Here is a 24,557-nt window from a genome sequence, read left to right as displayed (position 1 = left end):
GGCCGCCCGGGAACTCGCGCGGCCGAGGCTTTCTCGTGCCGGAGGCCTCAGGCGGTCAGCGGCCCGATGCGGACGGCCGTGGTGGTGGTGCCGCCGACCACGAACCACAGGCGCAGCACCGGCTGCCCGGTGCGGTCGCCGGGCTCGTAGCGGCTGCGCACGCTGATGTGCTGGCGCGACAGCACCGGGGCCATGTATTCGATGACCGCGCGGTGCGGCCCGGCCACCAGCTTCGGGTAATCGATCAGGAAGTGCTCCACCGCCTGCCAGTACACGGCGTTGTTGACGTGGTTGAACTGGTCGATATCGGTGGCGCGCACCGGGAACGGCAGATCGGTGTCCGATTCCGCCGGGGTGGCGTCGGTCAGCCAGGGCCGCCAGCGCAGGCGGTGCTCGTCGGTGGTCCGAGACAGGTGCGCCAGGCCCTGGTCACTGATCCGGGTCGGCATGTTGGTCGACTCGTTGATATTGATCCAGAAGCCCTCGGTCTCGATCAGACCGCCGTTGTCGCTGGTGATCCGCACCCGCATATTCGTCCAGCGGGTCGACATCGCCGAGCACCACCGCAGCAGCGCGACCCGGTCCGGCCAGAGGATCGGCCGCACCACATCGATGACCGTGCGGCGCACGATCCAGCTCGGGTCGGTGCGGTGGAAGCAGCTCGACTGCAGATCTTCCCAGGCGATGTCCTGTAGATAGCGGGCCACGGCATCCAGCCGCAACCGGTTGTACGGATCCACATCGCCAGCCCGGACGGGCCACGCCGAGGCGAAGCCCAAGCCCTCCTGGGGAAGCGGGGCGAGTGGCTGATCGAGTGACACTGGTGCTCCTCGCGCTGCACGGTGTGCCGCGTTCTCGTGCGTGCTTTCTGTGCATGACTTTACGGGGCGCACGTCACACCGTTACGTCGAGATGGTTCTACTCACACGTAGCCGACGTGCGGTCCGGCGGGCGTGCCGGGCGGATGCCGATCAGTAGCCGACATATCCGCCGCCCCCGCGCATGGCCGCGATACCGGGCACATTGCCCAGCGAGCCGTACCGGTCGATCGAGTATCGGGACGCGGCGACGATGTTGTCCACCGGGTTCCAGATGTCCTCGTGACCAGCGACCTTGTAGCTGTTGAAGGTGCTGTCGATGGTCTGCATGAGGCCCTTCGACGGATGGCCCGCCGCGGCGTTGCTGTCCCAGTTGTTGATCGCGTGCGGATTGCCACCGGACTCGTGCTCGATGATGGCCGCGATGATCGCCGCATCGGAATCCTTGATGTCGTAACCCTGCTCGCGCAGCACCCGGATGGCTTCCTCGATCCACTCCGCCTGGGTGCCGGTGGGCATCGGACCCACCGGGCCGCCGGACGAGCCGGACGACAGGCCGCCGGTGTAGGACGTGCCGCTGTACGAGCCGCCGCCGTGGTAGCTGGTGCCGCTGCCGTGATGGCTGTTTCCCACCGGTTGCGGCGCGGGATTCGCGATCGGGGCGCCCGCGACCGGCGTGGTGGCGGCCGGGGCGGTCGGAGCGGGGGCCGGGGTCACGCCGCCCGCGCCCGTCACCGGGTCGCCGAGGCCGTTGTGGGCCTGGGCGAGCTTCGTCTCGGCGTTGTTCACCGCCGTGGTCGCGGACTCGGCGACGACCTCCGCCTGCTTCAGGGCGTTGGTGATCTCGCTCTGGTGCAGCGCGGCCTTGTGGTCCTCCTCGATCTTCTTCTGCTGGACCTCGTCCGGTTTCAGGCCGGATTGGTTGTCCCAGTACGTCTTCCGGGCGTTCGCGGTGACCACGCCGTCGTCGGCCACCTCGAAGCCGTCGGGCGGCGGGGTCTCGTCGGTGGGGTGCAGCGCCCGGTCCCGCGCGTCCAGCACGGCCTTCTTGGCGTTGTTCAGGTTCTCCACCTGCTGGCCCAGGGCCGTCTGCAGTTCGAGCAGCGCCTGGCTGACCGCGGAGGCGCGCAGCTTCTCGGTGTTCATCCGGTCGCCGGCGACCTGCGCGGCCGCGCCGTCCCACTTCTTGTCGTTGCCGAGCTGCTGGGTCTTGGTGATGCCGCCGAGGACGGCCTGGTCCAGGTCGGTGCTCAGCTTGCCGACCGCGGTGGACGCGGTGGTCAGCTGGTCGGGCTGCCACTTCTCGACATCGGGGATCGAGAGGGTCATGGGTGCAGTCCGATCGTGGTCAGCTTGTCGCGGAATTCCTGATCGGTGAGTTCCAGGGCCTTGCCCGCGTTCTGCACGCCGTCGGCGACCCGGGTCAGGCGGTCGCCGATGCGGTGCAGGGCCTTGTCGACCGTGTCCTTCGCCCGGCCGCAGGCCACACTCCACTGGGTGCCCGGTAGCGCGCCCGCGGCCTCGGCGAGGCCGGATTGCAGCCCCCCGATGGTCGCGGCCTCCCCGCGCAGCTCGTTCGCGAACGTTTGCAGCGCACCGACATCCACGCGTACCGCGGAGACCGGTGGATCGTTCGGCCCTGCCATGTGTCCCCCTCGACAGCTCAGCTCAGCGGCCTTGAGCTTAACAAAATGCGGTCCCGTGGACAGCCGCATGCGAAGACCGGTTAACTTAGTGGCGAGCAGCCGCGACAGAGAGGTCGATACATGCGTGCAGCGCAGGTGAGCAAACTCGACGGACCGGAATCCATCGAGGTCGTCGATATCCCGGAGCCGGCGGCGTATCCGGGCGGAGTGGTCATCGACGTGCACGCGGCCGGGGTGGCGTTCCCCGACGTGCTGATGACCCGCGGCCTCTACCAGATGAAGCCCGAGTTGCCGTTCGTCGTGGGCGGCGAGATCGCGGGGATCGTCCGGACCGCGCCCGCGGATTCGCACGTGCGCGCCGGCGACCGAGTGGTGGCGCTGACGCTGCTGGGCAACGCGATCGCGGAAGTGGCGGTCACGCCGTCGCAGATGGTCTTCAGGCTGCCCGACAACATCTCGCTGGAGGCCGGCGCCGGCATCCTGTTCAACGATCTGACCGTGCACTTCTGTCTGCGCAACCGCGGCCGCCTGGCCCCGGGCGAGACGGTGCTGGTGCACGGCGCGGCCGGCGGCATCGGCACCTCGACGCTGCGCATGGCGGCGGCGCTCGGCGCGGGCCGGGTGATCGCAGTGGTGAGCACCGCGGAGAAGGCCGAGGTGGCTCGCGCCAACGGCGCCACCGACGTGGTACTCACCGACGGCTGGCTGAACGCGGTGAAGGAGCTGACCGAGGGTCGCGGCATCGACATCGTGCTGGACCCGGTGGGCGGCGACCGCTTCACCGACAGCATCCGCTCCCTGGCCCCGGGCGGCCGCGTGCTGGTCGTCGGCTTCACCGGCGGCGACATCCCGACGGTCAAGGTGAACCGGCTGCTGCTGAAGAACGTCGAGGTGGTCGGCGCGGGCTGGGGCGAGTGGGTCCGCACCCACCCCGGCTACCTGCAGGAACAGTGGGCCGAGGTGGAACCGCTGCTCTCCGCGGGCAAGATCGCGCCCCCGCAGGCCACCGTCTACCCCCTCGAGCAGGCAGCCGCCGCCGTCGCGGCCCTCGAGAACCGCACGGCCACCGGCAAAGTGGTGGTCGCGCTGCGCTGAGGCATGCACCCGGGATGGTGTCGGGATGGCGGGCGGTGCAGTAGTGTCTCGGCTTCCATGTTGTGAGAGGCCGTTGTGACCGTTGATGTCGTCTCGAACCGGGTATTGAACCGGACCCTGCTGGCGCGCCAGTATCTGCTGGAGCGTTCGGAGCTGCCGGTGGCGCGGATGTGCGAGCACCTGGTGGGTTTGCAGGCGCAGGATGTGCCGCCGCCGTTCGTCGGATTGTGGAGCCGGATAAGGGATTTCGATCCCGAGACGGTGTCGGCGGGGCTGCGGGACCGCTCGCTGGTGCGAATCACCTTGATGCGCGGGACGATTCACCTGGTCACCGCGGCCGACGCGGTGCGCATCGCCCCGCACATCCAGCCGGAACTCGAAAAGGTGCCGTTCCGTAAGGGTTTCAACTACGGCGCGATGGTGGGCCTGGATCCCGAGACGGTGCGCCGCAGCGGCGAGCAAGCGCTGGGTGACGAGCCGATGTCGGCGGCGGACCTGAGCGTCCGTGCGGCCGCGGAGTTTCCCGATCGCGACCCCGGGGCCGTGGTGCAGACCTGGCTGTACCAGCTGCCCGTCCTGCAGACGCCGCCGCGCGGGCTGTGGAAGAACAACAGCCGGCCCGTCTGGTCGCGGATCGAGCCGTGGCTGGGCACGCCGCTGGTCGACGATTATCCGTTGGAAGAGTTGGTGATTCGCTACCTGCGCGCCTTCGGGCCCGCGTCCACCATGGACGTGCAGACCTGGTCGCGGCTGCTCGGCATCAAGGAGGCGGTCGACCGGCTGGGCGACCGCGTGCGCAGCTATCGCGACGAGCGCGGCCGCACCCTGTACGACGCCGCCGACGCCGAACTCGCCGACCCGGACCTGCCCGCCCCGGTCCGCTTCCTCGGCTGGTACGACAACCTCTACCTGTCCCACCAGGACCGCTCCCGGGTGGTCGCCGACGGCGCCGCGCCGCCGCTGCAGCGCGCCGCGACCCAGGTCGCGCCGGTCCTCGTCGACGGCTATCTCGCCGGGGTCTACAAGGTCTTCACCGACCGCGAACGGGCCCGGCTGCGCATCGCCCCCGAGCGCGCCTGGTCGGCCGCCGAGCAAGCCGCGGTCGAGGCCGAAGGAGCGGCACTGCTGGCGTTCCTGGAACCGGGCCGGGTCGCGAGCGTGGAAATTCTCGCGCCCGGCGCGAACCTCAAGCCCTGAACGAGGTTTAACCGCGGTGAAATACGGCGGCGCTAGGCTCTGCGGCACGACGTTCATGGCTGCAACGGACGACGTGCATCGCTGAATCCGGCGGGCGAACCAGCCGCATTTCCGAGAGGAATGCCGCATGGTGCGCAACCGTCCGCACTCCGTCGTGATCTCCGGCGCCACCGTCTACGCCGCGACCGCGACCGGTCCCCGCTGGTTGTCCGGGCAGGACGTCGTCGTCGAGTCCGGTGTCGTCACCGCCGTCGGGCCCGGCGCCGGGTCCGGCTCGGAACTTCCGATCGTCGACGGCCACGGCGGCCATCTGCTGCCCGGATTCGTCAACACCCACACCCACCTGCAGCAGGCGGTGCTGCGCGGCGCGGGTGAGGGACTGCCGCTGCTGGAATGGCTGCGCCGCGTGGGCGAGCACACCGTGGCCGCGACCGCCGAGCAGACCTACCTGTCGGCGCTCGCCGGTGGTCTGGAGCTGCTGCGCGGCGGGGTGACGACGGTCGTCGAACACATGTGGCCGAACCGCTCGGCGGCGGTGCACGAGGCGGCCCTGCGAGCGCTGACCGAACTGGGCATTCGCGTGATCTTCGGTCGCGGCGTGGCCGATCGGGCCGACGCCACCCGGCGCTGGGGACTGGATCCGCGCCTGATGCAGCCGCTCGCGTCGGTGTTCGACCATGTCACCGACCTCGACGCGCGCCTGGCCGGGTCGCGGATCGAAACCGCCCTGGCTGTTCCGAACCCGCGCTGCCTCACGCCGGAAGGCATGGCGGCGGTCGCGGAGTACGCGGGGCGGACCGGCAAGACCGTGTCGATTCATCTGTCGGAGACCGGCACCGACGACGAGATGTGCCGACTGCACGCCGGCTGCTCGGCGGTCGAGTATCTGGACGCGGGCGGTCTGCTCGGCCCCCGCACACTGGCCGTGCACTGCTGCCGGGCCGACGCGGACGCCCGGCGGCTGCTGGCCGAACGCGGAGTCGCGGTGTCCTACAACCCGCTGAGCAATATGCGGCTCGGCAGCGGCGTCGCACCGGTGCCGCAGTTGCTGGCGGCGGGGGTGGCGGTAGGGCTCGGGGTCGACGGCGCGGCCAGCAACGACACCCAGGACATGCTGCTCGCGCTGCGCATGGGCGCCTATCTGCAACGCGTCGCGCGGACCCGCGCCGATGTGCTCGGCGCCGACGACATGCTGCGGATGGCCACCCGCGGCGCGGACGGCGCGCTGGGTCGCCCGCCGACGCCGAGCGGCGTGGTCGTCGGCGACCGCGGCGACCTCACGCTGATCCGCTTCGACCGGGATTTCGCCTGCCTGCCCGTGCGCGACCCGGGCGCGGTCCTGCTGACCGCCGCCTCACCGCGGGTGGTGGACACGGTGTGGGTCGACGGAGAAGCCGTGATCCGCGACGGACGCAGTACGCGCGTCGACGAGCTCGGTCTCGTGAAAATGCTGTCGGACATGCAATGACTATTTACAGACTCGAAATAACCCCGCGATTGCATGTAATCGCCGGGATCAATACTGAAATTAACTGGCGACTGCACGTAAGTCGTCTCGAAAGTAGGTGAGAGATGCTCCTGCACGATTCCCTCCCGGACCTCGATTCCCCTGCCGTCTCGGCGGCCGCTGTGTCCTTCGCCGGGGTGCGCAAACAGTTCCCGGGTCGCGGCGGCGACAGCGTTACGGCCCTGGCGGGCATCGACCTCGACATCGCGCCGGGGGAGTTCGTCACCGTCGTCGGGCCGTCGGGATGCGGCAAGTCGACGCTGCTCCGGCTCGCCGCGGGGCTCGACCGGCCCAGTGCGGGAACGGTTGCGGTACAGGCGGATTCGATCGGCTTCATCTTTCAGGAGGCGACCCTGCTGCCGTGGCGGAAGGTGCGGCGCAACGTCGAGCTGTCCGCCGAGTTGCTGGGCGTCGACCGGTCCACGCGCCGGGCGCGGGCGGATCGAGCCCTCGCGGCGGTCGGCCTGGCCGACTTCGCCCACCGGCTGCCCGATCAGCTGTCCGGCGGCATGCGGATGCGGGTGTCGCTGGCCCGGGCGCTGGCGCTGGAACCGGCGCTGATGCTGCTGGACGAACCGTTCGGCGCGCTCGACGAGATGACTCGCCTGGTCATGCAGGAGGAACTGCTGCGGTTGTACCGCGACGCCGCCTTCACCGCGGTGTTCATCACCCACTCCGTCTCCGAGGCGGTGTTCCTCGGGTCGCGCGTGGTGGTGATGTCGGCCCGGCCGGGCCGCATACACGAGGTGGTCGACGTCGGCCTGCCCTACCCGCGGGAGCGCGAGATGCGTTTCGAACCCGCTTTCACCCAACAGGTTTCGCGGATCTCCGCATTGCTGAAGGAGGCCTGCTGATGGTCGGCATCGCCGTGCCCGCGGGCGCCGGATTCGCCCGCGCGGCCACCCGCCGCAGCCCGCTGCTACGCAAGACGGCGCGCCGGATCGGCGCGCCCGTCGCCTCCTTCGGTCTCGTGCTGGCGCTCTGGTATCTGGTGTCGCTGGTGGTGCTGGCGCCGGACCGGCGGTTCCTGCTGCCGCCGCCGCACGTCGTCCTCACCGAATCGCTCCTGGATCCGGTCGAACTCGAGGTGATGCTGCGGGCGCTCTCGGTGACCGCCCGGGTGGCGGTGACCGGTCTGGCGCTCTCCGTCCTGCTCGGCGTCAGCATCGGTGTGCTGATGAGCCAGGCCCGGTTGCTGGAGCGCATCGTCTATCCGCAAACCGTTGTGTTGCAAGCGGTCCCGGTACTCGCCGTGGTGCCGCTGATCGGACTCTGGTTCGGCTACGGAACCACCGCGCGCACCATCGTCTGCGTCCTCATCGCCGTCCACCCGATCATCGCGATGACCCTGTTCGGCGTCCGCTCGGTCGACCCGAATCTGCGCGAGCTGTTCCTGCTCGGCCGCTGCGGGCGGCTGCGGCGGCTGGTGTCGCTGGAACTGCCGGCGGCGCTGCCGTCGATCATGACCGGGCTGCGCACGGCCGCGGGGCTCTCGGTCACCGGCGCGATCGTCGGCGACATGTTCTGCGCGCAGGGCCGGCCGGGCATCGGGACGCTGCTCAACACCTATCGGGCCCGGTTGCAGTCGGAGGACCTGCTCGCCGCCCTGCTGCTCGCGGCGCTGTTCGGGGTCGTGGTCTTCACGATCTTCACTGTGGCGCAACGTCTCACCGTCGGCCGCTGGCATGCGTCGGGCCGCTGAACCTCTCGGAGAACACTCATGACATTCGTGCGCCGATTCGGCGTCGCCGCGCTGGCCGCCTTCGCGGTCGTCGCCGCGACCTCCTGCAGCGGGTCCGACCCGGGCGCCGCGCCGGTCGACCTGCCCGCCGCGCCACCGGAACAACAGCTGGCCGGGCACTGCCCCGACACCGTGGTGGTGCAGCTGCAATGGGAACCGGAGACCGATTCCGGCCCGATCTTCGGACTGCTAGGTCCGGGCTACCGGGTGGACGCCGAGCACAACAAGGTCACCGGCCCGCTCGTCGTCGACGGCCGGGACACGGGGGTGAAGCTGGAGATCCGGGCGGGCGGCGCGGCGATCGGCTTCCAGACCGTGCCCTCGCAGATGTACGTCGATCCGGGCATCACGCTGGGTCTGGCCCACTCCGAGCAGGCCGTAGCCGCCGCCGGTCAGCAGCGGATCGTCGGGGTGACCACTCTGCTGCGCGCCAGTCCGCAGCTGCTGATGTGGGATCCGAAGACCCATCCGGACTGGCACGACATCGCCGACATCGGCAGATCCGGCGCCCCCGTGGTGGTGTCGCAGGGACAGCTGTATCCGGACTGGCTGGTATCGCGGGGTTTGCTGCGGCCCGGGCAGATCGATGCCTCCTACGACAATTCGCCCTCCCGCTTCGTCTCCGACCCGTCCTTCGCGCAGCAGGGCTTCCTCAACTCCGAGCCCTACGTCTACCGGAACGAACTGCGGGCGTGGAACAAACCCGTTGCGTACCAACTGCTTCGGGACGTCGGGTACGAGGGTTACGCGCGCACGGTCAACGTCCGTGCCGATCGCGTGAACGAGCTGCGGCCGTGCCTGCAGCGGCTGGTGCCGATGATCCAGCGCGCCACCGCGCGCTTCCGGGCCGACCCGCAGCCGGTGAACGAGGTGGTCACCGACGTGGTGGCCGCGAACCCGAATTTCACGCCCTACAGCGCCGAGCTGGCCGCCTACGCCTCGAAGTCGCTGATCGACGGCGGGTTGATCGGCAACGACACCGACGGCGTGCTGGGCAGTTTCGACTATGCCCGGGTGCAGCGGGTGATCGACGAGTTCGCCCCGATCCTGCGCCGCGGCGGCAACGCGGTGCCCGATGGGCTGTCCGCCCACGACCTGGTGACCACCGAATTTCTCGATCCCACCGTCGGCGCCGACCGCTGACCTCCCCGAAAGGACGATGATGACCGCCAGTTACGACCTGTCCGAAGTGGCCCGCGAACAGCAGATGGGCGGGCTGGGCAGCGAGACCGCGGACCGCGAGATCCGCGTGATCGACCTGACCGACTTCGACGCCCGGTGTGCCGAGATCACCGACCAGCTCTGGACCGCCGCCACCGAGATCGGCTTCTTCCAGCTCTCCGGCCACGGCATCGCGCAGGCCACGATCGACGCCGTCTTCGAACTCACCACGCGGTTCTTCGCGCTGCCGGAATCGGTGAAGGAGAAGTATCCCCTGGTCAAGGAGAACAACGCCGGGTGGGAGAGCATGAGCCAGGTCCGCCCGTCCATCGGTGTCCCGGATCGCAAGGAGTCCTACCAGGTCACCCGGCCGCATATGGCGGGGCTGTGGCCCGCTGCGGACGAGCTGCCCGGATTCGTCTCGGCCGTAACGGATTTCGAGCACCGGTGCTGGACCGTCGCGATGCGGGTGCTGTCCTGCTTCGCCGATCGCCTCGGGCTGCCCCGCGACCATTTCACGGCCGCCCACAATCCCGAGTCCGGCCACTACCAGAGCACGCTGCGGCTGCTGCACTACTTCGCCGTCCCGCCGGAGTCGCGCGGCGCGCCGGGCCACTGGCGAGCCGGCGCACACACCGACTTCGACTGTCTGACACTGCTTTTCCAGCGCGACGGGCAGGGCGGCCTGCAGGTGTGCCCGGGCAGGGAGATGCGAGATCAACGATGGACCTCGATCGTCCCGTCCTCGTCGCTGATCACCTGCAACATCGGTGACATGCTCACCCGCTGGAGCGACGACCTGCTGCCGTCCAACTTCCACCGGGTCCGCGGCCCGGGCCCCGACGAATATCAAGGGGACCGCTACAGCATCGCCTACTTCGCCCAGGCCGACCGGGACGCGGTGATCGCGGGGCCGCGCGGCACCTACCCGCCGGTGACCGCGGCGGACTTCCTCGCCCAGCGGGTGCGGGCCAACTACCGGCCGCGGCAGTAGCGTGGGGCGACGACCGGGAAGGAACAACGATGACCGAGGCGGAAGGCGCGGCGCTGCTCGGCGAATCCGTGCACCGCAGGCTGCGGCAGCTGGTGCTGTCGGGTGAGCTGGCGCCGGGCGAGCCGCTGAGCGTGCCCGCCCTGTCGATCCGGCTCGGCGTCAGCCGCAGTCCCGTGCGCGAGGCGGTGCAGCAGCTGATCTACGAGGGTCTGGCCGTGGCCGTCCCGCACGCCGGTGCCCGCGTCGCGACCATCGACGACGACCAGGTGTGCGACGTGCTGGCGGTGCGCGCCGTGCTCGACGGGTCGGCCGCCGCCGCGGCCGCCCTCCGGATCACGGTCGCCGACTTGGCCCAGCTGAACGCCATGATGGCCGCGCAGGAGGAGAACCTGAGCGGCGACCCGAACCCGGCGCGCGACACCGAGCTGGATCTGGAGTTCCACGCCTTCATCCGCGACCGGTCCGCCAACCGCACGCTCGTCGCCGAACTGGCCCGGCTGGAGGCGCAGGCCCACCTGTACCGCGGCGATCTGTGGCGCAGTGCGGCCAACCGCCGCATCGCGCTGCGCGAGCATCGGCGCATCGTGGAGGCGCTGGAGTCGGGACATCCCGACGAGGCCCGCGCCGCCGCCGAGGGCCACGTCCGCGGCCTGATCACCCGGCTGCGGCGGCGGTGAGCCGAGGCGGTCAGGAGTGGTTGCGGTAGGCCGGGGCCTTGCTGGTGCCGGCGGGGGTGAGGGTCCGCAGCAGCGGCAGGGTGCGCGGCGGCACCACCGTCGACAACACGATCACGCTGTGCGAGCGGACCACCGCGCCGCTGCGATCGATACTCAGCAGCACCGACTGCAACCCGGCGTGCGAATCCGCGCCGATGCGGCACAGCACGTCGCCCGAACCGGTGGTGGCGTAGGCCTCCAGCACCCCCGGGATCGCATCCAGGTCCGCGGCCACCGCGTCCAGCGCGCCCTGCGCGATCTCCAGCGTGACGAACGCCTGCACGTCGAAACCGGCTGCGGTGACGTCGATCTGCGGATCGTAGGACGAGATGACCCCGGACTCCTCCATGCGCGCGATGCGGGACTGCACCGTCGCGCGGGCCACGCGGGTGCGCCGGGACAGCTCGAGGATGCCCGCCTTCTGGTACTCGTGCATGGCGGCGAGGATCGCCAGATCCAGTTCGTCCAGCTTGGCCGCGGTGCGTGCCATCGTCGTCTCCGTCCGTGCTCGTGATCTATTCAAATTGTCCAGCATCACCGGTGGTTCGGTGGCGCAATTCGCCAGGATGTCTATCGAATTTCGGCGATATTGCTCAGTACGACGCCGGGACGATTATCTGGAGACATGACTACCGATCAGCGCAGCGAAGCCCTGCCCTCGGACGCCGCTCTCCGTCGCCTGGTCGGGCTGGTCGACCACGACGCCCGGCGCGACCCGTTCCCCGTGCTCGGCTGGGACGCACTGGTCTGGGCGGTCGGCAACGCGACCCAGTTCGCCCACTACCTACAGTCGGCCTTCGGGATGCGGCTGGAGGCCTACGCCGGTCCGGAGACCGGCACGCGCGACCACAAGTCCTTCGTATTACGCAGCGGCAGTGCGCGATTCGTGGTGCAGGGTGCCGTCGACCCGGCGAGTCCGCTTGTCGCGCACCATGACCGGCACGGCGACGGCATCGTGGACATCGCGCTCGAGGTGCCCGACGTCGACCGGTGCGTCGAGTGGGCGCGCGCGCACGGCGCCACGGTGCTCGTCGAACCACACGACGAGAGCGACGAATTCGGCACCGTGCGCTCCGCGGCGCTGGCGACCTACGGCGAGACCCGGCACACGCTCGTCGACCGCTCCGGCTACGAGGGCCCCTACCTGCCGGGCTATGTCGCCAGGCGGTCCGGCTTCGTGCCGCGCGAGGACGCGCCGCGCCGGTTGTTCCAGGCGATCGATCACGTGGTCGGCAATGTCGAACTCGGGCAGATGGATCGGTGGGTCGAGTTCTACCGGCGCGTCATGGGTTTCGAGAACATGGCCGAATTCGTCGGCGACGACATCGCCACCGACTACTCCGCGCTGATGAGCAAGGTCGTCGCCAACGGGAACCACCGGGTGAAGTTCCCGCTCAACGAGCCGGCCCTGGGCCGCAAGAAGTCCCAGATCGACGAGTACCTGGAGTTCTACCGCGGTCCCGGCGTCCAGCACATCGCGCTGGCCACCTCGGACATCCTCGGCACGGTCGACGCGCTGCGCCGCGAGGGCGTCGAATTCCTCGACACGCCGGACACCTACTACGAGGACCCCGAACTGCGTGACCGGATCGGACGCGTCCGAGTCCCGGTGGAGCAGTTGCAGTCCCGCGGCATCCTGGTCGACCGCGACGAGGACGGCTACCTGCTGCAGATCTTCTGCAAACCCCTCACCGACCGCCCCACCGTCTTCTTCGAACTCATCGAGCGGCACGGCTCCCTGGGCTTCGGCAAGGGCAACTTCAAGGCCCTGTTCCAGGCCATCGAACGCGAGCAGCAGGCCCGCGGGAATCTGTGAAGACCCGCGCCGCCCAGTACAGTCGCCTCTATGCGGATCACGTCGGCGATCGTCCTAGGGGCGGCTCTCGCAACGCTGCTCACGGCCTGCGGTTCGGGCGACGACTCGGGCAGTGCATCCCCGGCCGTGCGCCCGCCGCTGAAGGTGGCCACCCTGGGCCCGTTCACGGGGGAGTGCGGCGGCCTGACCGACGACGAGGTGCGGGATCTCGGCCGGTTGCCGCAGATTTCGCGGTCGTTCAAGAATTCCGTCGGCTGCAACTGGCAGTCGGCCGGCGCGGGCTCGCCGAGCGTCACCTTCGCGTCCTACCGCGGTAGCCCGATCGAGCGGGAACGCGCCTGGGTCACCGCGCAGGGCCGCAATCCGGAGAGCATCGAGGTCGCCGGGCACCAGGGCTTCCAGGACGCCACGGCCGACGGCAGCATTTGCGACCTGGCCGTGCAACTCGGCGACGACTTCTTCGAATGGTCCACCTCCGCCGGCCTGTTCGGTCAGCTCGGCGGCGACCCGTGCGCGAAGAACCGCAAGATGGCCGAGCTGACCGTGCAGCGATTGAAGTGAGGGCGGCGTGAGCGTGCGAACGGGAGCGAGGGCCGCGGCCCTCTGCGCGGTGGCCGTGTCGGCGGCATTGGCGCTGGGCGGATGCGGCCGCACGGTGCCGGGCGACGCGCAGCCGGCCGGCGGCGGCAGCTCGGTCAACATGAACTTCGACAAGTTGCTGCGCGAGTGCGACGTGGTGGCGCAGGACGAGATCGCGAAGTCGACCGGCGCGCAGAGCGTGTCGAGTTCGTTCAACGGCGCGGTGTGCATGTGGGACCTGCTGGGCACCCCCGGCGGCGACGGCATGGCCACGCTGAACTGGTACGAGATGGGGTCGCTACCCAACGAGAAACAGAACAACGATCGGCTCGGTTACAGCACTACGGACGTGACCGTGCAGGGTCGCCGCGCGTTGCAGGTGCACCGGCCCAACGACGCCGACTCCTGCGGAGTGATGGCGCCCGCGGCCGATACCGGCATCGTCGGGTGGTGGGTGAACTATCGTGCGGGATCGGGACATCCGGATCCGTGCGAAGGAGCCCGGAAACTGGCAGAGTTGACGTTGAACCTGGCCCGATAACGACTAGCTCGACAACCCGATATCGCGACTCCGGCGCCGTGCCTCGCCTACCACGGGGTACCCGCTTTTGCCCCCCGCCGCGCCGACGGGTATCGTGGATCGCTGTGCCCGGAAGCTAGCGGGCAAGTTCGTGTGCAGGACGTAAGCCAGCGAGAGCGGCCGACCGTTTCAGCGTGCCCGGAAAAGTAGGCATGCGACGCGCGCGACACGCCCGACCTCGGGACGCGAGGAACGCGGATCCGGGCGGGCGGGTGAAAGCTCGATGACGCACACGTGAAGAACTCCAGACACCTGGTTACTGAATAAAGAAAGCCGGTATATGCCAACCATCAACCAGCTGGTCCGCAAGGGTCGCCGCGACAAGGTCGCGAAGACGAAGACCGCGGCCCTGAAGGGGAGCCCGCAGCGTCGTGGCGTGTGCACCCGCGTGTACACCACGACCCCGAAGAAGCCGAACTCCGCGCTGCGCAAGGTCGCGCGTGTTCGCCTGACCAGCGCGGTCGAGGTCACGGCCTACATCCCCGGTGAGGGCCACAACCTGCAGGAGCACTCGATGGTGCTCGTGCGCGGCGGTCGTGTGAAGGACCTCCCGGGTGTGCGCTACAAGATCATCCGCGGTTCGCTCGACACCCAGGGTGTGAAGAACCGCAAGCAGGCCCGCAGCCGCTACGGCGCGAAGAAGGAGAAGAGCTGATATGCCGCGCAAGGGCCCCGCTCCCAAGCGTCCGCTGATCAACGACCCGGTCTACGGGTCGCCGCTGGTCAGCCAGCTGGTCAACAAGATCCTGCTGGACGGCAAGAAGTCCACCGCCGAGCGCATCGTCTACGCGGCGCTGGAGCAGGCGCGCGAGAAGACCGGCACCGACCCGGTCGTCACGCTCAAGCGCGCGCTCGACAACGTGAAGCCCTCCCTCGAGGTGAAGCCCCGCCGTGTCGGTGGCGCCACCTACCAGGTGCCGGTCGAGGTCCGTCCGGGTCGCGCCAACACCCTGGCGCTGCGCTGGCTGGTGAACTTCTCCCGGCAGCGCCGCGAGAAGACCATGGTCGAGCGGCTGGCCAACGAGCTACTGGATGCCAGCAACGGGCTGGGCGCCTCGGTGAAGCGTCGCGAGGACACCCACAAGATGGCCGAGTCGAACCGGGCCTTCGCGCACTACCGCTGGTGAGTCGACTCCCGGGCCTCCGCAGCGGTGCCCGCCCGGGCACCGCGCCAGGATCGGAGCCGGGAGGCGAGTCACAGTCGGACATGGCACTCGCAGGCCGCGTCCGACGTTGAAAAAGTGATGGCCTCTGGGCCTCCGACACGGAGCCAGGGTCGTTCCCGAAAATCCCAACTAGCTACGAGCGGGGAAGATTTCCGTGGCACAGGACGTGCTCACCGACCTCAACAAGGTCCGCAACATCGGCATCATGGCCCACATCGATGCCGGCAAGACCACGACAACCGAACGCATTCTCTTCTACACCGGTATCACCTACAAGATCGGTGAGGTCCACGACGGCGCGGCCACGATGGACTGGATGGCTCAGGAGCAGGAGCGCGGCATCACGATCACGTCGGCCGCGACGACCTGCTTCTGGAAAGACAACCAGATCAACATCATCGACACGCCGGGTCACGTCGACTTCACGGTCGAGGTGGAGCGATCGCTGCGCGTTCTCGATGGCGCGGTTGCGGTCTTCGACGGCAAAGAGGGCGTTGAGCCGCAGTCCGAGCAGGTCTGGCGGCAGGCCGACAAGTACGACGTCCCGCGCATCTGCTTCGTCAACAAGATGGACAAGCTGGGCGCCGACTTCTACTTCACGGTCCAGACCATCAAGGACCGCCTCGGTGCCAAGCCGCTGGTCATCCAGCTGCCGATCGGCGCGGAGAACGACTTCGAGGGCATCGTCGACCTGGTCGAGATGAAGGCGAAGGTCTGGAAGGGCGAGACCAAGCTCGGCGAGTCCTACGAGACCACCGAGATCCCGGCCGACCTGGCCGAGCGCGCCGAGCAGTACCGCCAGGAACTGCTCGAGGCCGTCGCCGAGTCGGACGAGGAGCTGCTCGAGAAGTTCCTCGGCGGCGAGGAGCTCACGATCGAGGAGATCAAGGGCGCCATCCGCAAGCTGACCGTCAACTCGGAGCTCTACCCGGTGCTCTGTGGTTCGGCGTTCAAGAACAAGGGCGTGCAGCCGATGCTGGACGCGGTGATCGACTACCTGCCCAACCCGCTGGACGACGGCGGCACCGACGGCCACGTCCCGGGCAACGAGGAAGAGATCCTGCACCGCAACGCCGACCCCAGCGAGCCGTTCGCGGCGCTGGCGTTCAAGGTCGCGACGCACCCGTTCTTCGGCAAGCTGACCTACGTGCGCGTGTACTCCGGCAAGGTCGCCTCCGGCGCCCAGGTCATCAACTCGACCAAGGGCAAGAAGGAGCGGCTGGGCAAGCTGTTCCAGATGCACTCCAACAAGGAGCAGCCGATCGATGAGGCCCAGGCCGGCCACATCTACGCGGTCATCGGCCTGAAGGACACCACCACCGGCGACACCCTGTGCGATCCGCAGAACCAGATCGTGCTGGAGTCCATGTCCTTCCCGGACCCGGTCATCGAGGTGGCCATCGAGCCGAAGACCAAGGCCGACCAGGAGAAGCTGGGCACCGCCATCCAGAAGTTCGCGGAGGAGGACCCCACCTTCAACGTGAAGCTGGACCAGGAGACCGGCCAGACCGTCATCGGCGGCATGGGCGAGCTCCAGCTCGACATCTACGTCGACCGCATGAAGCGCGAATTCAAGGTCGAGGCCAACATCGGCAAGCCGCAGGTGGCCTACCGTGAGACCATCACCAAGCCGGTCGAGAAGCACGAGTACACCCACAAGAAGCAGACGGGTGGCTCGGGCCAGTTCGCGCGCGTGATCATCGCGCTCGAGCCGTTCACCGGCGAGGACGGCGCGACCTACGAGTTCGAGAACAAGGTCACCGGTGGCCGCGTCCCGCGCGAGTACATCCCCTCGGTGGACGCCGGCATCCAGGACGCCATGCAGTACGGTGTCCTCGCTGGTTACCCGCTGGTCAACCTGAAGGCGAAGCTGCTCGACGGCGCCTACCACGAGGTCGACTCCTCGGAAATGGCGTTCAAGATCGCGGGTGCGCAGGCGCTGAAGGAAGCGGCCCGCAAGGCCGGTCCGGTGATCCTCGAGCCGCTGATGGCCGTCGAGGTCACCACGCCCGAGGAGTACATGGGCGACGTGATCGGCGACCTGAACTCCCGCCGTGGCCAGATCCAGGCCATGGAGGAACGCAGTGGTGCCCGTGTCGTCAAGGCGCTGGTTCCGCTCTCGGAGATGTTCGGCTACATCGGTGACCTGCGGTCCAAGACCCAGGGCCGGGCGAACTTCTCCATGGTGTTCGATTCGTACGCGGAGGTTCCGGCCAACGTGTCGAAGGAGATCATCGCCAAGGCGACCGGCGAATAAGTCGGTCACGCACGACCCAGTAAGTACAAACCGCACTGCTGCATAGCAAGCACCAACAAGTCCAGGAGGACATCAAGTGGCGAAGGCGAAGTTCGAGCGGACGAAGCCCCACGTCAACATCGGCACCATCGGTCACGTCGACCACGGCAAGACCACGCTGACGGCGGCTATCACCAAGGTTCTGCACGACAAGTACCCGGACCTGAACCAGAGCTTTGCGTTCGACCAGATCGACAAGGCTCCGGAGGAGAAGGCTCGTGGTATCACGATCAACATCTCCCACGTCGAGTACCAGACCGAGAAGCGGCACTACGCCCACGTCGACGCGCCGGGCCACGCCGACTACATCAAGAACATGATCACCGGTGCCGCCCAGATGGACGGCGCGATCCTGGTCGTGGCGGCCACCGACGGCCCGATGCCGCAGACCCGCGAGCACGTGCTGCTCGCCCGTCAGGTCGGCGTGCCCTACATCCTGGTCGCGCTGAACAAGTCGGACATGGTCGACGACGAGGAGATCCTCGAGCTCGTCGAGATGGAGGTCCGCGAGCTGCTGGCCTCGCAGGAGTTCGACGAGGACGCTCCGGTCGTCCGCGTTTCCGGCCTGAAGGCGCTGGAGGGCGACGAGAAGTGGGCCGAGTCGATCGTCGAGCTGATGAACGCGGTCGACGAGTCGATCCCGGACCCGGTTCGTGAGACCGACAAGCCGTTCCTGATGCCGATCGAGGACGTCTTCACGATCACCGGTCGTGGCACCGTCGTCACCGGTCGTGTCGAGCGTGGCGTGGTCAACGTCAACGAGGAAGTCGAGATCGTCGGCATCCGCCCGGAGAAGACCAAGACCACCATCACCGGCATCGAGATGTTCCGCAAGCTGCTGGACCAGGGCCAGGCGGGCGACAACGTCGGCCTGCTGGTGCGTGGCATCAAGCGCGAGGACGTGGAGCGCGGCCAGGTCGTCATCAAGCCGGGCACCACCACCCCGCACACGGAGTTCGAGGGCCAGGCGTACATCCTGTCGAAGGACGAGGGCGGCCGCCACACCCCGTTCTTCAACAACTACCGCCCGCAGTTCTACTTCCGCACCACCGACGTGACCGGTGTCGTCACCCTCCCCGAGGGCACCGAGATGGTCATGCCGGGCGACAACACCGAGATGAGCGTCAAGCTGATCCAGCCGGTCGCCATGGAAGAGGGCCTGCGCTTCGCGATCCGCGAGGGTGGCCGCACCGTCGGCGCCGGTCGCGTCACGAAGATCATCAAGTAAGACGCGCTCTACCGAAAGGGCCGTTCCCCTTGGGGAACGGCCCTTTTCGCGTGTATCGGCGTCCCGGCCGGCTTTCGCTGAAGTGCCGCTCGCACGTGGGTATCATCATGCTGTGTCCAGAATTACGTTCGATCCGAACCAGCTCGGCGGGCGTCCGTGCATTCGCGGTATGCGCATCCGAGTGAAAGACGTGCTCGAACTGCTGGCAGCCGGCGAGACCGAGGACTCGATCCTCGAAGACTTTCCGTACCTGGAGCGCGAGGACATCCGTGCCTGCTTGGCATTCGCCGCGGCCGAAGCGGATCACCCGATCCTCCGGACCGCCTCTTGAATTGATCGTCACCAAGGACGAGGATTTCATCCTGATCGGCCGCACACGCGGGGAGGGGCCGGTGCCTGCCGTCGTCTGGCTCAGGATAGGCAATTGTTCGAAAAAGGTACTGCTGGAAGCATTCTTGCCGATTCTGCCGACCGCGGTGGAGATGTTGCGGGCGGGGGAGAAGATTATCGAGATTCGCTGACGGGATCGGTGGCGGCTAATAGGGCCTCGGCGAATTGGCGCATTTGGTCGGCGCCGCCGAACCAGGCGGAGACGAGGTCTACGGCTACGGTGCGGGTGCGGTGGGCGGCGGCGATGAATTCGGTGAGGGAGATGTCGCCGGCCTCGGCCTTCTTGGCGATGGATTCCAGGTTGTGGCTGGTCATCAGGAGGCGCATCACCAAATGGACGTCCACGGCGGTGGGGGAGTCGTCCGGGGCGTTGGTGTGGCGGTGGGCGTTGCGGCGGGTCGGGGGTGTGGACGGGGTCTCCGTGCGGGAGGGGAAGGAATTGCGTCGGGGTGTGGTCGATTCGCCCTGAGGCGTAGGCGATTCCGACCGAGTGGTAGACGATTCGCCTGTGGCGGAAGTGTTTTCCCGCGCGGTGGGGGACTCGCCCGGGGAGGACAGTGCTCCTCGCCGCAGCGCCGTGGATTCGTTTGCGGGGAATCCCCCTGCGGCAGAACCATTGTGGTGCGCGGTGGATTCGCTCGGAGCCGAGTGCGAGTTCCTGCGCGGGAGCGCGGCGTTGTTCGTGGAGGACAGGGCGGCGGCACGGAGGGAGCCGGAATCGTTCGGCGAGGAGTGTGAATTCGTCCGCGATGTACTGGATTCTTCTGGCGCCGAGGACGATCCCGTACGGGTTGCGTCGGAATCCCTTGCCCCTGTGAAGGTTTCCGGGCGCGGCGCGGCAGATCCACCCGACAGGGAGAACGAGCCGGTGCGCGCCGTGCCGGATTCGCCTGCGGTGAACTGCCCCGACTGCGGTGTTTCGCCCGACGCGGAGAAAGACCCCGATTGCGCTGCTGCGGCTTCGGCCGTTGTGGAGAAGGTCCCTGACTGCCGTGCTGCGGCTTCGGCTGTTGTGGAGAAGGTCCCTGACTGCCGTGCGGCGGTTTCGGCCGTTGTGGAGAAAGACCCTGACTGCGCTGCCGCGGTTTCGCCCGATGTGGAGAAGGGCCCCGACTGTGGTGCGGCGGGTTCTCCAGGCGAGGAGAAGGGGCCTGTTCGCGGTGCGGAATCGCCGGTGGAGAAAGAGGCGGGTTGGGCGGCGGACGGTTCTGCCGGTGCGGAGAAAGAGCTCGGTTGTGTTGTGGCGAAGTCGGTTCGGGGCGCGTAGGAGCGGGCTTCCGTGCGCGGGATGCTCGACTCCGTGCGGGGCGTGATGTGCTCGGCGCGGGTGATCGGGCCGGTGTGGTGGTTCGCGGTATCGCGCGGGCCCAGCGAGTCGGCCCAGGAGGCAACGGAATCGGCGCCGGAGAGCCGGCCGTTCGGCGGCTCCGGCGCGTCCGACCGGCGTAGGCCCGGATCGGTGGGTTGCGTGGTGGATTCGGGCCGGATGGTCACCGCGTCGGGCGCCGACATCAGCGACTCCGGCTGCCCCGCCGGTTCGGGCGGGGCAGCCGGCCGGGTCGCGGCATTGGCCCACTGCGTGGCGAAATCCGGCGGGTTCCACTGCATCTCCGGCCCGAACGGGCTGTGGCCGTTGTCGATGCCGGTGAGGCCGTTCACCGGCGCCGGGGTCGAATCGTTGACCGGCGTGGTGAGGCGAGATCCCTCCGGCCGTCTGCGATTGGGTTCCCCGAAGCTGGCGAAATCGGCATCCGTCATAGCCGCCATGCTATCCCCGCACCATGACGAGTTCAGGGCGTGCCCGCCGGGCTCCGGCTCAGCAGTTGGACGGCGCGGGCTCGCCGCGCAGACGGGCATCCAGCCAGTTCACCATCGAGGGCAAGCCCAGGACGGCCGCCGACAGGTGCTCCGGCGACGGGTTGATCTCGGCCAGCAACCGCACCCCGGCCGCGCAGTAGCGCCGGTTGGTATTGACGATCGCGTCGATCGGGATCAGCGGGTCGGTCGGCGAATGCCATTCGAACACAGGTATTTCCGGCACTCCGTCGAACAGTTCCAGGCTGTTCTCCTCGACCACGGCGCGCGCCTCGGGACTTTCGATCAGATCGGTGCTGCGGGCGAATTCGAGGGCGTTGCGCCCGGCGCCGGCGGCGAGGATCTCGTTGGTGCACCCGTCGGCCATCGCGTCGCGGGCGGCGAGCCCGCGGGCGTTCATGTATTCACTGATCGGTAGCCGCTCCGGATACTCGCGCTCCAGCCCGATCGCCGCGGCCATCGCCAACCCGAAGGCCGGATGGGAGTTGGTGCCCAGCGCCTGCACCATGGTCATCAGATTCATCGGCACGCCGCCGGTGGCCGCGCCCGCGATGTCCAGCTCGGGGGCGTACCGCGGTTGCAGCGCCGCGGCCCAGGCCGTCGCCATCCCGCCGCCGGAGTAGCCGGCCATGGCGACCCGGCTGCCTTCGGCGCCCAGCTCCGGCACCTGCTTGATCGCCCGGATGCCGTCCAGCGTGATCTGCCCGCCCAGCCGCGCCGCGCCGTAGGCGAACCGCGGACCGAGGTGGTCCGGCAGTGCCACGCTCCAGCCGCGCGCGAGCAGCACGTTCAACGCCGGCGCCTCGCGCACTTGCAGATTCGGGTCGGCGGTGTACAGCACGTGCGAGACCGCGCACTCCGACCCGAGCCCGTTGATGATGTGCTGATACGACAGCACCGGATCGCCGGGATGGTGGTTGGCGGGGGTGAGCACGGTGGTGGTGGCCGGGATCGGACGGCCTTGCGAATCGGTAGAGCGGAACTTGACCAGCGTGACCGTCGTGCCCGGGAACATCGGCAGCGGCGGCATCGGCCGGGTCGCGAGCACCGCGCCGGGCGGGTGATCAGCGAGGTCGGCGGGGGCGGCGAAGAACGGATCGGGGTCGGGCCGCGGGTAGACCGGCTGGGCGAGCACCGGTGTGGCGAGGGCCAGCCCGAGCGCCGTGCCGAGCAGCGCGCTCAGGAGTCGTCGGGGTCCGCGGCGTGCGGCGAGGGACACGATCGTCTGACGAGTCAAATCCATGACCTCCACGAAAATCGCAGATCAGGAAGACCGGGCAGGTGGTATTCAAGTGCGGATCGGGGCGGAGGGACCGCAAACACGCCGACGGTGCGGCCGGGTATTTCGAACGTTTCAGCTGGTCGTGTGATCGGTTGCGATGTCGGTGTCGCTGATCTCGTTGACGCTGTCGGCGGTGATCTCGACGACCCGCGCGGTGCCGATGTCGAAGAACAGCCCCGACACCGTGAGGCCGTGCTCCTCGATGGCGCGGCTCACGATCGGGTGCGCCTGCAGCGTCTGCAATTGGACGGCGACGTTGACCATGCTCAGCTGGGCGACCTCGTCGTAGCCGGCGGCGGCCGCCGCGGCGGCGACCGGCGGCGCGGCGCGGAACCGGGCCAGACTGGGACGCGCGTGCGCGAGCCAGTCGTCGAGGCCGGGGCCGGCGGATCCGCCCTCGAGCACGGCGCGCATGGCACCGCACGACGAGTGCCCGCAGACGACGATATTGCGCACGTGCAGGTGTTCGACGGCGAAGGAGATGGCCGCCTCCAGCGAGGCGTCGGACCCGTCGGCGGGGATGAGGTTGCCGACGTTGCGGACGGTGAACAGGTCACCGGGCCCGCTGTTGGTGATCACGTTCGGCACGATCCGCGAATCGGCGCAGGTGAGGAACAGCGAGTGCGGATCCTGCTTGTCCCGCAGCTCGTCCAGATGCGGCCGCACCACGTGCGCGTGGCCGCGGTGGTAGGCGGCGATCCCGGCGTTCACGGCGTTGCCGTTGCGCTCGCGCCACGGGCCGAGGGCACCGTCGAGCATGCCCCGCGCGCGGCCGCGGCGCGGCGGGCCGGTGAGCACGTGCTCCATGCGGGCGGTGCCGATCTCGGCGAATTCGACGGTGCCGCTGGTGTTCTCGTGTTGGCGGGCCCAGTCGTGGATGGCTTCGTAGGCGGCGTGGTCGAGGAAGTCGACGGTGAGTTCGACGAGTACGTCGGTGCCGGTGGGGACCTTGGCCAGTTCCTTGGTCAGCTTCGGCAGCGCCAGGAAGGTGCAGGTGCCGTCGATACTGACGATCCACCGCTCCGTGCCGGTCACGGGTGCGGCGTGCACCGAGACCCGTACCACCCGCCACAGCAGCAGCACGAACGCCAGCGCCAACCCGATCAGCACACCTTCGAGGAGGTTGAGGAACACGACCGCGGCCATGGTGACCGCGTACACCGCCAGATCCCCGGTGCGCCGGGCGAGGCGGATGTGGGCCAGTTTCACCAGTTGCACACCGACCACGATCAGCAACCCGGCCAGCGCGGCTTTCGGGATCTGCTGGACCACCGAGACCAGCGCGATGGAGAACACCAGAATCCACACTCCGTGCAGCAGCGCCGACGCTTTGGACTTCGCGCCCGCCGCGACGTTGGTGGAACTGCGCACGATCACCCCGGTGACCGGCAACCCGCCCAGCAGCCCCGAGGTCACGTTCGCCGCGCCCTGGGCCATCAACTCCCGATCGAAATGGGTGCGGGGCCCGGTGTGCAGCTTGTCCACCGCCACCGCCGACAGCAGCGATTCCACACTCGCGATCAACGCGATCGTCAGCACCGCCAACACGACCGCACCCCAGTCCCCCGAGGGCAGGCCGGGCAGGCCGATCGCGTCGAACAACGATCCCTCGATCGCGATCCGCACCGGATCCCCGGGCAGCACCAGCGACAACACCGTCCCCACCAGCACCGCCACCAACGGGCCCGGGATGATCTTCACCCGCGCCGGCATCCACCGCCACGCCACGATGATCCCGATCACGATCAACCCGATCACCACATCGGCACCGTGCAAGTGCAGCAACTGACCCGGCAACTCCGTCAGATTCTCCCAGGCCGAACTGCGTGAGGAGCCGCCCAGCAGCACATGCACCTGCTGCAACGCGATCGTCACCCCGATCCCGGCCAGCATCGCGTGCACCACCACCGGCGCGATCGCCAACGCCGCCCGCGCGATCCGCGACAACCCGAACACCACCTGCAACAGCCCCGCCGCCACCGTGATGAAACACGTTGTCTTCCACCCGAACTGATGAATGGTCTCCGCGACCACCACCGTCAATCCCGCCGCCGGACCCGACACCTGCAACGGCGCACCGCCCAGCACCCCCACCACGATCCCGCCGACCGCGGCCGCGATCAAACCCGCGGCGATAGGAGCATCCGACGCGATCGCGATACCCAGCGACAACGGCAAAGCGACCAGAAACACCACAATCGACGCGGGCAGATCATGGCGCGTAACAGAAGACAGACGATCGGACCAGTTCCGCGGCGAGGTCTCCGAGCCGGACGTCGTATCGGTGTCGGTGGACATGTTTCTCCTCACCGGGGCGGCCGCGACCGCGTGATCGGGAAGCACGCGGCGCGGCCACTGTCACCGCGTCTGGGGTGGGTGGCCTGTGGTCGGCTGCCTGGGATCGTTCGGGTGAGTCCGATGAGGGGACAGACCCACCCGACCGACCACAACGCCGCCGCGAACGGCCGGCGTTTCCGCGCCGTGTGCCGGCACGACGCGAAACCTACTGCCTACGTACGTAGACAGTAGT

At 68.6% G+C, this 24,557-nt stretch carries 25 protein-coding genes; 18 read left to right on the top strand and 7 right to left on the bottom strand.

The annotated features are described in order from the left end of the window. Positions 1–47: 47 nt before the first annotated feature. The 3 genes from IU476_RS15030 to IU476_RS15020 all read right to left on the bottom strand — a co-directional run bounded on the left by IU476_RS15030 (position 48) and on the right by IU476_RS15020 (position 2,464). Positions 48–821, bottom strand: coding sequence for an acyl-[acyl-carrier-protein] thioesterase (locus IU476_RS15030; protein WP_195100545.1), 774 nt, complete (start codon positions 819–821; stop codon positions 48–50). A gap of 150 nt (positions 822–971) precedes the next feature. After that, a complete protein-coding gene (locus tag IU476_RS15025) occupies positions 972–2,147 on the bottom strand; it encodes a transglycosylase SLT domain-containing protein (protein ID WP_195100543.1) in 1,176 nt (391 codons plus the stop codon). Beyond that, complete coding sequence (locus IU476_RS15020) at positions 2,144–2,464, bottom strand: WXG100 family type VII secretion target (protein ID WP_195100540.1); 321 nt, start codon at positions 2,462–2,464, stop codon at positions 2,144–2,146. The genes IU476_RS15025 and IU476_RS15020 overlap by 4 nt, the downstream gene beginning before the upstream one ends. A 120-nt stretch (positions 2,465–2,584) precedes the next feature. On the opposite strand from IU476_RS15020, the gene IU476_RS15015 reads away from it, so the two are divergent. The 8 genes from IU476_RS15015 to IU476_RS14980 all read left to right on the top strand — a co-directional run bounded on the left by IU476_RS15015 (position 2,585) and on the right by IU476_RS14980 (position 10,836). Beyond that, positions 2,585–3,559, top strand: coding sequence for an NADPH:quinone oxidoreductase family protein (locus tag IU476_RS15015; RefSeq protein ID WP_195100538.1), 975 nt, complete (start codon positions 2,585–2,587; stop codon positions 3,557–3,559). A 75-nt stretch (positions 3,560–3,634) separates the two neighbouring features. Further along, positions 3,635–4,756: a winged helix DNA-binding domain-containing protein gene (locus IU476_RS15010; RefSeq protein WP_324194065.1), complete on the top strand. Its 1,122-nt coding sequence runs from the start codon at positions 3,635–3,637 to the stop codon at positions 4,754–4,756. Between the two features lie 127 nt (positions 4,757–4,883). Then, entirely contained in the window at positions 4,884–6,224 is a 1,341-nt protein-coding gene (locus tag IU476_RS15005; RefSeq protein WP_195100536.1) for an amidohydrolase family protein, read from the top strand. Positions 6,225–6,328: 104 nt separating this feature from the next. Continuing rightward, complete coding sequence (locus IU476_RS15000) at positions 6,329–7,117, top strand: ABC transporter ATP-binding protein (protein WP_195100534.1); 789 nt, start codon at positions 6,329–6,331, stop codon at positions 7,115–7,117. Next, positions 7,117–7,965 carry an ABC transporter permease gene (locus IU476_RS14995; RefSeq protein WP_195100532.1) on the top strand — a complete coding sequence of 283 codons (849 nt, stop codon included), beginning with the start codon at positions 7,117–7,119 and terminating at the stop codon, positions 7,963–7,965. Before IU476_RS15000 ends, IU476_RS14995 begins: the two co-directional genes overlap by 1 nt. An 18-nt stretch (positions 7,966–7,983) precedes the next feature. Beyond that, a complete protein-coding gene (locus IU476_RS14990; RefSeq protein WP_195100530.1) occupies positions 7,984–9,147 on the top strand; it encodes a nitrate ABC transporter substrate-binding protein in 1,164 nt (387 codons plus the stop codon). Between the two features lie 19 nt (positions 9,148–9,166). Continuing rightward, positions 9,167–10,159, top strand: a complete 993-nt coding sequence (locus IU476_RS14985) for an isopenicillin N synthase family dioxygenase (protein WP_228823667.1) — start codon at positions 9,167–9,169, stop codon at positions 10,157–10,159. A 29-nt stretch (positions 10,160–10,188) separates the two neighbouring features. After that, a complete protein-coding gene (locus IU476_RS14980) occupies positions 10,189–10,836 on the top strand; it encodes a GntR family transcriptional regulator (RefSeq protein WP_195100527.1) in 648 nt (215 codons plus the stop codon). Positions 10,837–10,846: 10 nt separating this feature from the next. Here the strand turns inward: IU476_RS14980 and IU476_RS14975 are convergent, their stop codons facing one another. Beyond that, positions 10,847–11,365, bottom strand: a complete 519-nt coding sequence (locus IU476_RS14975) for an Lrp/AsnC family transcriptional regulator (RefSeq protein WP_195100526.1) — start codon at positions 11,363–11,365, stop codon at positions 10,847–10,849. 135 nt (positions 11,366–11,500) lie between these two features. Here IU476_RS14975 and hppD point away from each other — a divergent pair, with 135 nt between their 5' ends. The 9 genes from hppD (at position 11,501) to IU476_RS14930 (ending at position 19,061) form a co-directional block, all read left to right on the top strand. After that, complete coding sequence (gene hppD / locus IU476_RS14970) at positions 11,501–12,691, top strand: 4-hydroxyphenylpyruvate dioxygenase (protein ID WP_195100525.1); 1,191 nt, start codon at positions 11,501–11,503, stop codon at positions 12,689–12,691. 30 nt (positions 12,692–12,721) lie between these two features. Further along, positions 12,722–13,252, top strand: a complete 531-nt coding sequence (locus IU476_RS14965) for a DUF3558 domain-containing protein (RefSeq protein WP_195100524.1) — start codon at positions 12,722–12,724, stop codon at positions 13,250–13,252. Between the two features lie 7 nt (positions 13,253–13,259). Next, positions 13,260–13,811 carry a DUF3558 domain-containing protein gene (locus IU476_RS14960; RefSeq protein ID WP_324194064.1) on the top strand — a complete coding sequence of 184 codons (552 nt, stop codon included), beginning with the start codon at positions 13,260–13,262 and terminating at the stop codon, positions 13,809–13,811. 319 nt (positions 13,812–14,130) lie between these two features. After that, a complete protein-coding gene (gene rpsL / locus IU476_RS14955; RefSeq protein WP_014353064.1) occupies positions 14,131–14,505 on the top strand; it encodes a 30S ribosomal protein S12 in 375 nt (124 codons plus the stop codon). Between the two features lies 1 nt (position 14,506). Further along, positions 14,507–14,977, top strand: coding sequence for a 30S ribosomal protein S7 (gene rpsG / locus IU476_RS14950; RefSeq protein ID WP_187685393.1), 471 nt, complete (start codon positions 14,507–14,509; stop codon positions 14,975–14,977). 193 nt (positions 14,978–15,170) lie between these two features. Beyond that, positions 15,171–17,273 carry an elongation factor G gene (gene fusA / locus IU476_RS14945; protein WP_195100523.1) on the top strand — a complete coding sequence of 701 codons (2,103 nt, stop codon included), beginning with the start codon at positions 15,171–15,173 and terminating at the stop codon, positions 17,271–17,273. A 76-nt stretch (positions 17,274–17,349) separates the two neighbouring features. Then, positions 17,350–18,540, top strand: coding sequence for an elongation factor Tu (tuf, locus tag IU476_RS14940; protein ID WP_195100522.1), 1,191 nt, complete (start codon positions 17,350–17,352; stop codon positions 18,538–18,540). Beyond that, the gene (locus IU476_RS37055) at positions 18,494–18,871 is read left to right on the top strand and encodes a DUF433 domain-containing protein (RefSeq protein ID WP_324194063.1); all 378 of its coding nucleotides are present in this window, start codon (positions 18,494–18,496) and stop codon (positions 18,869–18,871) included. The genes tuf and IU476_RS37055 overlap by 47 nt, the downstream gene beginning before the upstream one ends. Before the next feature lies 1 nt (position 18,872). Continuing rightward, the gene (locus IU476_RS14930) at positions 18,873–19,061 is read left to right on the top strand and encodes a DUF5615 family PIN-like protein (protein ID WP_195100519.1); all 189 of its coding nucleotides are present in this window, start codon (positions 18,873–18,875) and stop codon (positions 19,059–19,061) included. On the opposite strand, the gene IU476_RS14925 is transcribed toward IU476_RS14930, so the two are convergent. Further along, positions 19,045–19,245 carry a hypothetical protein gene (locus IU476_RS14925; protein ID WP_195100516.1) on the bottom strand — a complete coding sequence of 67 codons (201 nt, stop codon included), beginning with the start codon at positions 19,243–19,245 and terminating at the stop codon, positions 19,045–19,047. The two genes, IU476_RS14930 and IU476_RS14925, sit on opposite strands and share 17 nt — an antisense overlap. A 313-nt stretch (positions 19,246–19,558) precedes the next feature. Here IU476_RS14925 and IU476_RS14920 point away from each other — a divergent pair, with 313 nt between their 5' ends. Next, positions 19,559–20,197, top strand: coding sequence for a hypothetical protein (locus IU476_RS14920; RefSeq protein ID WP_195100514.1), 639 nt, complete (start codon positions 19,559–19,561; stop codon positions 20,195–20,197). 549 nt (positions 20,198–20,746) lie between these two features. Here the strand turns inward: IU476_RS14920 and IU476_RS14915 are convergent. Beyond that, positions 20,747–21,988, bottom strand: a complete 1,242-nt coding sequence (locus IU476_RS14915; RefSeq protein WP_195100512.1) for a lipase family protein — start codon at positions 21,986–21,988, stop codon at positions 20,747–20,749. A 111-nt stretch (positions 21,989–22,099) separates the two neighbouring features. Beyond that, entirely contained in the window at positions 22,100–24,325 is a 2,226-nt protein-coding gene (locus tag IU476_RS14910; protein WP_195100510.1) for a SulP family inorganic anion transporter, read from the bottom strand. Between the last annotated feature and the right edge of the window lie 232 nt (positions 24,326–24,557).

The organism is Nocardia blacklockiae (assembly GCF_015477355.1).
GTDB classification, from domain to species: domain Bacteria; phylum Actinomycetota; class Actinomycetes; order Mycobacteriales; family Mycobacteriaceae; genus Nocardia; species Nocardia blacklockiae.
This window is presented reverse-complemented; position numbering and strand designations above follow the sequence as displayed.